This window comes from Nocardia sp. NPDC051750, assembly GCF_044453135.1.
In the GTDB taxonomy this organism is placed as follows: Bacteria; Actinomycetota; Actinomycetes; order Mycobacteriales; family Mycobacteriaceae; genus Nocardia.
The window spans coordinates 615285-627952 of record NZ_JBITCK010000007.1 but is presented as its reverse complement, the minus strand read 5'-3'; the positions used below and the strand labels follow the sequence as shown (position 1 = coordinate 627952).

At 68.3% G+C, this 12668-nt stretch carries 12 protein-coding genes; 7 read left to right on the top strand and 5 right to left on the bottom strand.

What is annotated here, in order from left to right:
* The first annotated feature begins 56 nt into the window (after positions 1-56).
* Genes ACIA75_RS30745 through ACIA75_RS30735 form a run of 3 tightly spaced genes read left to right on the top strand, consistent with a single transcriptional unit; the run spans position 57 to position 3094 of the window.
* Positions 57-959: a metal-dependent hydrolase gene (locus ACIA75_RS30745; RefSeq protein WP_397110207.1), complete on the top strand. Its 903-nt coding sequence runs from the start codon at positions 57-59 to the stop codon at positions 957-959.
* The gene (locus ACIA75_RS30740) at positions 956-2065 is read left to right on the top strand and encodes a PDR/VanB family oxidoreductase (RefSeq protein WP_397110205.1); all 1110 of its coding nucleotides are present in this window, start codon (positions 956-958) and stop codon (positions 2063-2065) included. The genes ACIA75_RS30745 and ACIA75_RS30740 overlap by 4 nt, the downstream gene beginning before the upstream one ends.
* A gap of 36 nt (positions 2066-2101) precedes the next feature.
* Entirely contained in the window at positions 2102-3094 is a 993-nt protein-coding gene (locus ACIA75_RS30735; RefSeq protein WP_397110203.1) for an alpha/beta fold hydrolase, read from the top strand.
* Here ACIA75_RS30735 and ACIA75_RS30730 read toward each other — a convergent pair.
* From ACIA75_RS30730 to recQ, 3 genes are all read right to left on the bottom strand, one after another.
* The gene (locus ACIA75_RS30730) at positions 3077-4066 is read right to left on the bottom strand and encodes a helix-turn-helix transcriptional regulator (protein ID WP_397110201.1); all 990 of its coding nucleotides are present in this window, start codon (positions 4064-4066) and stop codon (positions 3077-3079) included. The two genes, ACIA75_RS30735 and ACIA75_RS30730, sit on opposite strands and share 18 nt — an antisense overlap.
* 93 nt (positions 4067-4159) lie before the next feature.
* The gene (locus tag ACIA75_RS30725; protein ID WP_397110199.1) at positions 4160-4660 is read right to left on the bottom strand and encodes a DUF5666 domain-containing protein; all 501 of its coding nucleotides are present in this window, start codon (positions 4658-4660) and stop codon (positions 4160-4162) included.
* 292 nt (positions 4661-4952) lie between these two features.
* Positions 4953-6815 (bottom strand): DNA helicase RecQ, encoded by a 1863-nt coding sequence (recQ, locus tag ACIA75_RS30720; protein WP_397110197.1) that lies wholly within the window; start codon positions 6813-6815, stop codon positions 4953-4955.
* A gap of 169 nt (positions 6816-6984) precedes the next feature.
* Here recQ and ACIA75_RS30715 point away from each other — a divergent pair, with 169 nt between their 5' ends.
* Positions 6985-7953 carry an SMP-30/gluconolactonase/LRE family protein gene (locus ACIA75_RS30715; protein ID WP_397110195.1) on the top strand — a complete coding sequence of 323 codons (969 nt, stop codon included), beginning with the start codon at positions 6985-6987 and terminating at the stop codon, positions 7951-7953.
* A 365-nt stretch (positions 7954-8318) separates the two neighbouring features.
* A complete protein-coding gene (locus ACIA75_RS30710) occupies positions 8319-8864 on the top strand; it encodes a DinB family protein (protein WP_397110193.1) in 546 nt (181 codons plus the stop codon).
* An 81-nt stretch (positions 8865-8945) separates the two neighbouring features.
* Here ACIA75_RS30710 and hisN read toward each other — a convergent pair whose 3' ends face one another.
* Complete coding sequence (gene hisN, locus ACIA75_RS30705) at positions 8946-9731, bottom strand: histidinol-phosphatase (protein ID WP_397110191.1); 786 nt, start codon at positions 9729-9731, stop codon at positions 8946-8948.
* A 65-nt stretch (positions 9732-9796) separates the two neighbouring features.
* Complete coding sequence (locus ACIA75_RS30700) at positions 9797-10387, bottom strand: NADPH-dependent FMN reductase (RefSeq protein WP_397110189.1); 591 nt, start codon at positions 10385-10387, stop codon at positions 9797-9799.
* Positions 10388-10527: 140 nt separating this feature from the next.
* Here ACIA75_RS30700 and ACIA75_RS30695 point away from each other — a divergent pair, with 140 nt between their 5' ends.
* Both ACIA75_RS30695 and prfB read left to right on the top strand, forming a co-directional pair.
* The gene (locus ACIA75_RS30695) at positions 10528-11406 is read left to right on the top strand and encodes a helix-turn-helix domain-containing protein (protein WP_397110187.1); all 879 of its coding nucleotides are present in this window, start codon (positions 10528-10530) and stop codon (positions 11404-11406) included.
* A 97-nt stretch (positions 11407-11503) separates the two neighbouring features.
* Entirely contained in the window at positions 11504-12625 is a 1122-nt protein-coding gene (gene prfB / locus ACIA75_RS30690; protein ID WP_397110184.1) for a peptide chain release factor 2, read from the top strand.
* Positions 12626-12668 lie beyond the last annotated feature (43 nt).

Sequence of the window (12668 nt, the reverse complement as noted above, 5' to 3'; positions counted from 1 at the left end):
CCGCGTGCCCACCGAATTCGGGCGCGGCAGTTGCCGGTGGCGATCGAGGAGGATCGATGAGGCTGTTCCGCAACCCTGCCTCCGGGCAGGTGACCGATCCGGGGCAGGTAGCGCTCACCGCCCGTAACGTCCGCTTCGACTGGACCGGCCTGCCGCTGCACTGGATGAAACGCGAGCCCATCGCCTCGCATGTGCTGAACGCGCTGAATCTGCTACTCCCCGAGGGGGAACGTAGCTTCCTGGCGACCTTCGGCGAAGCGCTGCCGTTCGTGCGGGACGAGAAACTGCGCGAGGATATGCTCGGATTCATCGGGCAGGAATCCATGCACGCCGAAACCCATGCCGATTCCCACGAGATGCTCTTCCACGCCAACGGCGTCGACCCGCGGCCGTATGTCCAGCAGACCGAATACCTGTTCCGTAAGACCGTCGGACCACGGCGGTCCACCGCCACGCGGGCGGGACGGCAGCAACTGGTGGACCGGCTCGCGGTGATCTCCTCGCTGGAACATTTCTTCGCGTTCCTCGGCGATTGGGTGCTCAACAGCGAACTGGAGCGGTTCGACGCCGATCCGCGGATGCTCGATCTGTATCGGTGGCATGGGGCCGAAGAGGTCGAGCATCGCCATGTGGCCCACGATGTCGCCGAATATTTCGGGGTCGGCTATCTGCGCCGCGGCGCCCTGATGGTGCTGGTCTTCCCCACGTTCCTGGTTCTGCTCGTGCGCGGGACCAAATACCTGGTGCACCGGGACCCCGCGCTGCCCGACCTGGGATATCCCCGGCTGCTCCTGGCGATCCTGGGATCGATGTGGCGCGGGGCCCTCCCCGGAGTTCCTGCCCTGCTGGTCAGTGCACTGTCGACCTTCAAGCCCGGCTACAGCCCGGAATCCGTCGGTTCCACCGCGCAGGCCATCGCCTATCTGGCCCAGTCTCCGGCGGCCCGGGCGGCCTCGTGACGGTGCGGACCCCGAAACAGTCCCTACCGCTGCCCGCCGACCTGCACGGCAGACCTCGCCGGGATCGGACGCTGCGACTACTCGACGCGGTGGTGAATGCGCGACTGAACTGGACCGCGATCACCAACCGGCGCGACCCGGCGCCGCGGGCCGACGACCGGCGGATCCCTGTCACGGTCACCGGGCGGCGGGTGGAAGCATCCGACGAAGACGTGGTGAGCCTGCGTTTCCAGGCACCCGATGGCCGTGCGCTGCCGCCCTGGCGACCCGGTGCGCACCTGGACGTCGAACTGCCGTCGGGAGCCCTTCGGCAGTACTCGCTGTGCGGCGATCCGGCCGATACCCGCAGCTACCGGATCGCGGTACGCCGCATCCCGGACGGTGCCGGTTCGAACGAGGTACACCGGGCACTGCCGGTCGGCACCGCGCTGGTGGTGCGGGGCCCGCGCAATGCGTTTCCGTTCGCCGCACCGGGTTTCGGGTCGCGGGCGGCGCGGGTTCGTTTCGTGGCCGGAGGTATCGGTATCACCCCGATCCTGCCCATGCTGCGCCTGGCCGAATCGCTCGGTATCGACTGGACGATGGTGTATTGCGGACGCGCCCGCGACACCCTGCCGTTCCTGGACGAGATAGGCCGCTTCGGCGATCGCGTCACGGTGCGCACCGACGACGAGCACGGGCTGCCCACCGCCGCGGAACTGCTGTCCGGGGTCGGCCCCGGGACCGCTGTGTACTGCTGCGGACCGGCGCCGATGGTCACCTCCATCGCCACGCTGGTTCGTGGAATACCGGATGTGGAACTGCATTCCGAACGGTTCTCGGCGCCGCCGATCGTGGACGGCGTGCCGTTCGAGATCGCATTGGGCGCCGGCGGCGAGGTGATCGCGGTGCCCGCGGACCGGTCCGCCCTCGACGTACTCCTGCAGCACCGGCCGGATCTACCGTATTCGTGCCGGCAAGGCTTCTGCCGCACCTGCAAGGTCCGGGTGCTGGCAGGCGTTCCCGACCATCGCGACGGTGCCCTGACCCCCGCCGAACGCGACCGTGGCGACCTCCTGGTCTGCGTATCACGGTGTGCGGGTGGACGTCTGGTACTGGACCTGTAGCTCTCGACAACCCGCACACAGCACGAGGAGAACAGCGTGACGGCATCGATATCGGAGATCCCCGCGACCGAACGGACGGTTCACCACCGTGGATTCGACCTCGCGGTGCACGAATACGGCGATCCGGACGCCGAAACCGTCATCCTGGTGCACGGCTGGCCCGATACCCATCACCTGTGGAACGGTGTGATTCCGCTGCTGGCCGGCCGTTTCCACGTGGTCGCCTACGATACGCGCGGGCACGGCGCCTCCACCCGCACCGCCCGGGTCGCCGATTTCCGGCTCGCGGAACTGGCCGCCGATTTCTACGCCGTCGCCGACGCGGTGAGCCCCGACCGGCCGGTCCATGTACTCGCCCACGATTGGGGTTCGGTACAGGTCTGGGAAGCGGTATGCGAACCGCAGGCCACCGACCGGATCGCCTCGTTCACCTCGGTATCCGGCCCGAATCTCGACCATCTGGCCGCCTGGGTGCGGGCCCGGCTGCGCGGGCCCGGCCCGCGCAGTATCTGGCAGCCGTTCACTCAGCTGCTGTCCTCGGCGTACACCGGATTCTTCATGACCCCCGGTTTGCCGCGCCTGGCCTTCGGGCTGCTCGCCACCGAGCAACGCTGGCGGCGGTTCATCCAGCTGATGAACGACACCGCACCGTCGACGATTTTCTTCGCGCCGACCCTGAAACAGGACATGGTGAACGGCCTGCTGATCTACCGGGCCAATATCCTCGCGCATATGCTGAAACCCCGGGAGCGGACCACCGACGTACCGGTCCAGTTGATCGTCGCGGGTCGCGATATCGCGGTCCGACCGGCCGGATACGACGATTCGGGGCAGTGGGTTTCGCGGCTGTGGCGACGCGATGTACCGGCCGGGCACTGGATGCCGTTCTCCCACCCCGAACTCCTGGCCACCGCGACGACCGAACTCGTGGACGCCGTGGAAAACGGTGTGCTCACCGCCGGGGGCGAGGAGCAGACCCCTGTCGGGGAACCCCGGAAACAACCCCGGCGCCTACGCGTCGCGGAGTAGCGAACCCGAAGTGGCCTGCGCCCGGGCGAAACGCTCCCCCCACGCGCGGATCTGCGCGATCAGCTCCGGCGGTTCGAGAACGCGGAATTCGGCCTCGAGCGAACCGAGTGCCATGGTGGGCCAGTCCAGCGAATCGGTGGTCATCGTGACCCGGCAGCGGACGGTATCGACCGGCTCGACCGAACTCCACTGCCCGATCCGCTCGCGGACCGTCTCCGCCGGGGCTTCCACCAGGGCCTCGATCCGGTACGGCCGCGCAATACTGTCCACTCCGGCGCGAACGAATTCCGCCGCGTCGGTGGTGGGCAGCTCGCGCGGACGGAAACGGGCGCCGTCGCCTTCGGGTGCGGTCAGCCGGTCGATGCGGAAACTGCGCCAATCATGCCGGGTCAGATCGAAGGCGACCAGGTACCAGCGCCGGCCCAACGACACCAGACGGTGCGGCTCGACATACCGCTCGCTCCCTCGGCCGTCCGCCGCGGTATAGGAGAAACGGATACGTTCGCTGTCCCGGCAAGCCAGGGCGATGGTGGTGAGCGCGTCCGGATCCGGGCCCGCGCCCGGCCGGCCCCCGCCCCACTCGGCGGGAACGGTCATCGCACGGATCGCCTCCACCCGGCGGCGCAGCCGCGGCGGCATCACCTGGACCACCTTCGCAAGCGCACGCACCGACGATTCAGCGACCCCCTCGACCATCCCCTGCATCGCGACCTGCAGCCCGACGACCAGCGCCACCGCCTCGTCGTCGTCCACCATCAACGGCGGCAGGGCCGCACCCGCCGCGAGCTGGTAGCCGCCCTCGACGCCCCGTTGCGCCTCCACCGGGTAGCCGAGGTCACGCAGTCGATCGATATCACGCCGCAGGGTCCGCGCCGAGACCCCGAGCCGCCCGGCCAGCTCGTTACCCGGCCAGTACTTGTGGGTCTGCAGCAACGACAGCAGGCGCAGGGTCCGCGTGCTCGTATTCGCCATAACTCGATTGTTCTCCCATTGCGGTCAGATACTGACCGCTGGGCCGCGGGTCCGGCGCGCGCGGAGCCAACAAATAGTCACCCGGGCTATTGCTCAGGCACCGTGCATGGATATCCCCGCAATGGTGCGGGCGGTGATCGATCCGTCCGCGCGTTTGCGCCCGTAGACCCACACCGGGGCGCCGACATCGATTCCGGAGGGATCGCTCGCGATCAGGACATAGACTTTCGTTCCGTCGTCGGTGTGGACGACGATGTCGGACCGGGTCAGCTCACTGTGCACGGTGAGCGTCCCGCGATCATTGGCCGAGACCTTGCCGAAGACGAACCCGATCCCGATATCGCGTGAACCTGCTCCGGCCGGTTGCGGCGGAGTGCGCGCCGGCCTGACCGCGGGCGCTGGAGTGTCCGGCGACGTCGAGACCGCGACGAAGGTGGTCACCAGCGGAGCACCCGCCGGGGAAGATCCGGTGCCACGACCGAAAAACATGCCGCCGACGAACAGCAGGACCGCGACACCGAGTACGAGTCCGAGTAGCGCGTGGCTTCCCCAGCGCGCCGGGTAATCGGTCGCCGGAGTTCCCCCGGCTCGCAACGCATCACCGGTACCGGAATCGGAAACGGCGGCGGATGCGAAGTGTCCGGCGGAAGCGGAACTCGTGGCCGGTCGCTCAGCGGGACCACCCCGCATCGCACGAACGACTCCCGGCTCGTTCATACCGGACCGGTCGGCGCCCGCGTCGACCCTCTGGCGTGAGGGTGACCACGGAGTGTGCCTACTGGACATAAAGCCAGGCTAGGTGCTCTGTTCAGCCCCCTATCGTCACTGGCGGGAGGAGTGATCCACGGAAAGCCGTTCGGGCCCTGCGTTGTTCAGCGGACGCTGTTCATTCCGCCGCCAGGACTTCGAGCACCTGTTCGCCGTAACGGGTCAGCTTGCTCTCGCCCACGCCGCTCACCGCGCCGAGGGCGGAGAGATCGCCGGGCTTGCGGGCCGCGATATCGCGCAGGGTCGCGTCGTGGAACACCACGTAGGCGGGAACGCCCTGTTCCTTGGCCGTATCGGCACGCCACTGGCGGAGTTTCTCGAACAGCGCGGTATCCGCGTCGGTGAGGTCGGCGGGCGCGGATTTGGCGGCCTTGGCACTGCGCGCCGCACGCGAGGGAGTGGGGCGTTCGGGTTCCCGGCGCAGGCGAACCGTCCGGCCGTCGAAGAGAACGCTGTCGCTGGCCTCGGTCAGCGTGAGGACACCGTAGTCACCGTGCACCGCGAGCAGACCCTGGGCCAGCAATTGGCGGACGACGCCCCGCCACTCGGTATCACGCAGATCGCTACCCACCCCGAACACGCTCAGCTCGTGGTGGTCGTACTGCTGGACCTTCTGGTTCTTCTTCCCGAGCAGGATATCGATGAGGTGGCCGGCACCGAAGCTCTGGCCGCGTTCCCGTTTGAGGCGCAGCACGGCCGACAGCAGTTTCTGCGCGGCGACGGTGCCGTCCCAGGATTCGGGCGGGCTCAGGCAGGTATCGCAGTTACCGCACGGCCGCGGCGGCTGCCCGAAATAGGCGAGCAACTGAGCGCGGCGGCAATCGACCGTCTCGCAGAGTGCGAGCATCGCGTCCAGGTGCAACTGCAGCTGGCGGCGGTGGGTCATATCGCCGTCGGAGGAGTCGATCAGTTTGCGCTGTTGCACCACGTCCTGCAGCCCGTAGACCATCCAGGCGGTCGACGGCAGCCCGTCCCGGCCGGCGCGGCCGGTTTCCTGGTAGTAGCCCTCGACGGATTTGGGCAGATCGAGGTGGGCGACGAACCGGACATCGGGTTTATCGATACCCATGCCGAACGCGATGGTCGCGACGATGACAAGCCCTTCCTCGCGAAGGAAACGGGCCTGGTTCTCGGCGCGGGTCCGGTGATCGAGGCCCGCGTGGTAGGGCAACGCGCGAATACCGTTCTCGGTGAGGAACGCCGCGGTCTTCTCCACCGAATTCCGCGACAGGCAGTAGACGATCCCGGCGTCGCCGGGGTGCTCGGCGCGCAGGAAATCGAGCAGCTGACGATCGGGCCGGTTCTTCGGTTCGATCCGGTACTGGATATTGGGCCGGTCGAAACTCGCGACGAACCGGCGGGCCCCACCGAGCTCGAGCCGGGTGATGATCTCGTCACGGGTCTTCTCCGTCGCGGTGGCGGTCAGCGCGATCCGGGGGACCTCCGGCCACCGTTCGTGCAGCAGCGACAGCGCCAGGTAGTCGGGCCGGAAATCGTGACCCCACTGCGAAACACAGTGCGCCTCATCGATGGCGAACAGCGCGATCCGGCCGCGCCCGAGCAAGTGGACGGTGGATTCCATCCGCAACCGTTCCGGCGCCAGATACAGCACATCCAGTTCACCGGCCACGAACTGCGCCTCGACCGTCCGGCGTTCGTCCGGAAACTGGGTGGAGTTGAGGAAGCCGGCCCGGACACCGAGCGCACTCAGCGCATCCACCTGATCCTGCATGAGCGCGATGAGCGGGGATACCACCACGCCGACCCCGTCCCGGACCAGCGCCGGTATCTGATAGCACAGCGATTTCCCGCCGCCGGTGGGCATGAGCACCAGCGCGTCCCCGCCACCGATCACCTGCTCGACGATGGCGCGCTGCTCGCCGCGGAAACTGTCGTAGCCGAACACCCGGCGTAGTACCTCGTGGGCGGGGTCGTCGGGGTGAGCGGGAGGTGCCACAGCGGTGTCTTCGGCGGTATCCACGCGGCCATCCTACGAGCGAGCGCGCCACCCGCACCCCGGGAAGGACGCCCGGAAGGACTGGATCGCCGAGTTTGTCCCCATGTGGACAACCGCCGGGGCACAGCTCGCCGAGCCGATCGGCGCTGCGATAACGGGTGCACGACAACCGCATCCCGTAGATTTCCGGTCCATGGCTTCCGTGCTGACCCGTACCCGCTCCGCGTTGTGCGCCACGGCACTCGCCGCAGCGGGACTCCTCACCGCCCCCGCGGCACACTCCCAGATCCTGCCGGCCTCGTGCGCGGACGGATGGGTTGCCGAGACGCTGGTCGAGGGCGTGGGCAATCTGGAGAACCTGGATTCCGACGGCGCCGGTGGCTTCTATGTCACCGGCATCCTCGACGGATTCCTCGCCCACGTCGCCGCGGACGGAACATTCGAGAAAATCGTCACCGGACTCGATCATCCGGCCGGGGTCCGGGTGGCGGGACGATCGGTGTACTTCCTGACCGGGGACGGGCTCGCCGAGGCGCCCGGCACCCTGCAGCGCTACGACATCGAGACGGGCGCGGTAACCGTCCTGCTCACCGGCCTGAACGGACCGAACGGCCTGCTCCTGCTCCCGGACGGCGATCTGCTGTTCACCAATATCGGCGTGCGCGGCGCACCGACCGGAATCTCCCGCTACCGTCCGTCGACCGGCGAATTCACCCCCACATGGTCCCCGGTACCGCTGACCAACGGTCTCGCGCTGGCGCCCGGTGGTACCTCGATCTATACGGGCAACATGACCATGCGCCTGTTCCGGATCCCGCTGGACGCACCCGAGGAGGCACCGGTTGTCGCCGGGCTCCCGGACTTCATCGCGCTGCCCGACGATATGGAAGCGACCCGCGACGGCGACCTCTTCGTCGCCGACCACATCGCCGGCGCGATCTACCGGGTGGATCCTGCCACCGGCACGGGGTGCGCCGTCATCACCGGACTGATCAAACGCCCCGACCCCGTCCGGATACCACCGGACGGTGCCACCTCGGTCCGCATCGCCCGCGACGGCGATTCGTGGGCGCTCTACGTAACCAGCATGGACGGCACCCTGCGCCGGCTCCGGCCACCCGCCGATATCGACCTCACGCCCGCCGACGCGTCCCGGCAGTAATCCGGAACACGGCCGCGTCCCCAGCGTGGCCCCGAAACCGGGGCGGCGATACGCCCGTATCCGGCTCTGCACGTCAGGCACACACCATCCGGCCCTGGGCAGTGCACAAAACCTGACCTTGCCGCGGACGGGCAACGGTCCTGCCGTGCATAGATGCACAGGCACCGGCGACCTGCGGCGTTCGGTCTCGCGACCGCGCTGATCCTCCGGCTCGTGCGCAGTTCGGCCCGGTGCCCTCGCCTTCGGTCGAGAAATTTTCGAGCCCGTTTCTATTGAGGTCAGAAAGTGGCCGCTATGGGTCATAACGTGGTCTTCGAACACGGAAACGAACCGTTCAGAGCAGCCCCTGACGAAAGGTGAAAACCATGGCCGAGACCACCGCCCTCCACGAAACCGGCACCACCCCCCTGACCGGCGAGCGCGCCGATCTGCTCGCGGTACTGGGCAAGACACGCTTCTTCCTGCGTTTCACCACCCGCGATCTGACCGATGAGCAGGCGGCGAGCCGCCCCGCATCCAGCGAACTGTGCCTCGGCGGCCTGATCAAACACGTCACCGGCGTCGAGCGCGGCTGGGTGGATTTCATCGTGGAAGGCACCGGAGCCATGAAGGACTTCGACGATATGACCCCCGAGGATTTCGCCGCCCGCGTCGACGAATTCCAGCTGCTGCCCGGCGAGACCCTCGCCGGTGTCCTGGACGCCTACGCCGAGGTGGCCGCCCGGACCGACGCCATGATCGCGACCGTCGACCTGGACCGCGCGTGGCCATTGCCCCAGGCGCCGTGGTTCCAGGAGGACGCGTGGTCGGCCCGGAAAGTACTGCTGCACATCATCGCCGAGACCGCGCAGCACGCCGGCCACGCGGACATCATTCGCGAAGCGATCGACGGCGCGAAGTCCATGGGCTGAACTCCGGACCGAGCCCCGCCCGATTCATCCGGGCGGGGCTCGGTCGAACCCCGTCGCCCAGAAAACGCGCGGTCGGCCCGGCTATGCGCGTAGGCGGTCCAAAACCTGCTGGTGTACGAGCCCGTTCGTAGCGACAGCGTCGCCGGCGTGCGGCCCGGCCCGGCCGTCGAGAGCGGTGAAGGTGCCACCCGCCTCCCGGACCAGAATGTCCAGCGCCGCCAGATCCCACAGCGAGACCTCCGGTTCCGTGGCTATATCCACCGCCCCCTCGGCGACCAGGCAATAGTTGAGGAAATCGCCGTATCCGCGGACCCGCCAGACCTCGTCGGTGAGGTCGATGAACTTCTCCCGCAGGCCGCGATCGCGCCAGCCGGACAGACTGGAAAAGGCCAGACTGGCCGCCCCCAGCTCGGCGACCGCGGACACCGTGATCGGCTTGGGCGCGCCCGGATGGAAGGTCGACCACGCACCCTGGCCCGCGGCGGCCCACCAGCGGCGGGCCAAGGCGGGCGCGCTCACCACACCCACCACCGGCACCCCGTCCTCGAGCAGGGCGATGAGTGTGGCCCACACCGGGACGCCGCGCACGTAATTCTTCGTACCGTCGATCGGATCGATCACCCACTGCCGGCCGGTCAACTCGGCGTTCCCGCCGAACTCCTCGCCCAGTACCGCATCCTCGGGCCGGCCGTGCCGCAGGATCCGGCGGATCGACTCTTCCACGGCAAGGTCGGCGTCGGAGACCGGGGTGAGGTCCGGTTTGGCGTCGACCTTCAGGTCCAGGGCGCCGAAACGTTCGCGGGTGATCGCATCCGCCTCGTCGGCCAGGCGCAATGCGAGTTCGAGGTCAGAGGAGTGAGCAGCCACAGCAAAACCCTATCGAGTCGCCTCCGGTGTGGCGGTATCTGCCGGCGATGCGGCCCATCCGTGACTCAGGCCGTGACCGCGCGGGCCGCGACCAGCGCTTCCGACCACCAGTGCAACCGGTCCAGCATCTCCTGCGCCGCCGCCTCGGGTTCGGCGGGTGCGAGCAACTGGCCGTCCTCCCCGAACAGCAGGTAGTAGCGGGGGAACGACACATATTCGCGCACGGTATGCGCATCGAGTTCGCTGAACACCTGGCGCAGATGTTCGATCGCCGCCAGGCCACCCGTGACCCCGCTGTATCCGACGAAAGCGATCGCTTTGCGCTGCCACTGGGTGAAATGCCAGTCGATCACGGCCTTCAGCGAGGCCGGATAGCTGTGGTTGTAGTCGGGCGTCACGATGACGAAGGCGTCGGCGGCGGTCAGCCGTTCGGTGAGATCGCGCATCCCGGCGGGCCGTTCGGGGTTCGGCTCCAGTGCGGGCGATACCGCCGGCAGCACCAGCGGGATCTCGGCCTCGGCCAGATCGATCACATCGACCTCGAACCGCTCGTGCCGGGCGGCCTGCGCCGCGATCCACGCGGCGACGACAGTCCCGAAACGACCCTCCCGGACACTGCCGATGATCACCGCGAGCCGCAGAGGCGTGGTGGACATTGATACTCCCTTCGATGCGGCGGCCCCGCGGCCACCGGCTGCCTCGAATTTCCCCCGGGGCCGCGCCCAGAGGGAGACCGCGGCGAGAGTGGTAGCGGCAGGGACACCCTGAGCGCGCCGGGCGCGGCTAGCCTGAATCGGTGAGCGAGAACGAGATGGGGCTGTTCCTGCGCAGCCGCCGCGATGCGGTGACCCCGGCGCAGGTGGGTCTGCCCACCGGGCCGCGGCGGCGGGCTCCCGGACTGCGCCGGGCGGAGCTCGCCACGCTGGCGGGGGTGAGCGTCGAATACATCACCCGGCTCGAACAGGGCCGGGACCGCAATCCCTCACCACAGGTACTGGCCGCGCTGGCCGACGCGCTGTGCCTGGCCTCCAGCGAGCGCGTCCATCTGTATCGCCTGACCAAATCCGACAGCGGTTTCCGCTGCACGGGTCCGGATCCGGCGCCCCGGGAGATCCGCCCGGCCGTCCGGGCCCTGCTGGACCAGCTCGAACCCGCCGCGGCCGCGGTCGTCGACGGGACCACGGAAGTGCTGGCCTGCACCGACGGTTACCGACGGCTCATGGCACCGGCCGGCGCGCTGGACAGTGAGCACGGGTCCAATGCCGCCCGTTTCGTTTTTCTCGATCCGCGGGCCCGGACCGTGTACCCGGACTGGGACCATATGGCCGATCAGCTCGTCGCCACCCTCAAACAGGGGCCGTTCCGCGCCGACCCGGATATCGCGGCGCTGGCCGACCAGCTCACCATCGCGGCCGGCGCCGCCTTCACCGACCGCCTCGCCACCGTGCCGAACCTGCCGGCGGCCACCGGCATCACCCGGATGTTCCATCCCGAGGCCGGAACCTTACGACTCTCCTACGAGACGCTCATCCCGGCCGCCGACGCCGGCCAGCAACTCATCGTCCACCTCCCCGCCGACCCGGCGACCGCGAAGGCACTGGACCGGCTCGCCGGTGACGCCCAGGACCGGCTCGCCGGTGAGCACCGCGGCCGGCTGCGCGCCGTACCGGGCTGAACCGCCGGGCAACCGGGCACCGGCCGCAGTGTGCACCGGGTGCCCGCCGGGCCGCGCGGTTTCACCGCGCCGGACGCGCCGAGTAGCCTTGAACACCGTGCATCCAGACGTAACCGCCGACCTCGCCGAACTCGACTCGACACTGAAGACCGTCGAGTCGGTCCTCGATATCGAGGAGCTGCGCCGTCGCATAGACGAGCTGGAGCATCAGGCCGCCGATCCCGAGCTGTGGAACGACCAGGATCATGCGCAGCGAGTCACCAGCGAGCTGTCGCACGCCCAGGGTGAACTGCGCCGGGTCGAGGAGTTACGCCAGCGCCTCGAAGACCTCCCCGTGCTCTACGAGCTGGCCGAGGAGGAAGAGGGCGACGCGCGGACGAGCGCCCTCGCCGACGCCGACGCCGAGCGGGCCGCGCTGCACACCGATGTCGAAGCCCTCGAGGTGCGCACTCTGCTCTCGGGCGAATACGACAAGCGGGACGCGCTGGTGAACATCCGCTCCGGCGCGGGCGGGGTGGACGCCGCCGACTGGGCCGAGATGCTGATGCGCATGTACATCCGCTGGGCCGATCGGCACAAGTACGGGGTCGAGGTGTACGACACCTCCTACGCCGAGGAAGCCGGGATCAAGAGCGCGACCTTCGTGGTGAAGACTCCCTACGCCTACGGCACCCTCTCGGTCGAGATGGGCACACACCGCCTGGTCCGGATCAGCCCGTTCGACAACCAGGGCCGGCGCCAGACCTCGTTCGCCGAGGTCGAGGTGCTGCCGGTGGTCGAGACCACCGACCATATCGACGTCCCGGAAACCGATATCCGGGTCGATGTCTACCGCTCGTCCGGTCCGGGCGGGCAGAGCGTCAACACCACCGACTCCGCGGTGCGGATCACCCATATCCCCACCGGCATTGTGGTCACCTGCCAGAACGAGAAATCGCAGCTGCAGAACAAGGTTTCGGCCATGCGGGTGCTGCAGGCCAAACTGCTCGAACGCAAACGTCAGGAAGAGCGCGCCCAGATGGACGCGCTCAAGACCAACGAGGGCGCCTCCTGGGGTAACCAGATGCGTTCCTACGTCCTGCACCCGTACCAGATGGTCAAGGATCTGCGGACCAACTACGAGGTGAACAACCCCTCGGCCGTACTCGACGGCGATATCGACGCATTCATCGAATCGGGAATTCGCTGGCGGATGAGTACAGTTCTGCAGGAGAGCTAGCGATCCCGGGTTCGGGGTAATCGCAAGCTATCCGGTGAATGCG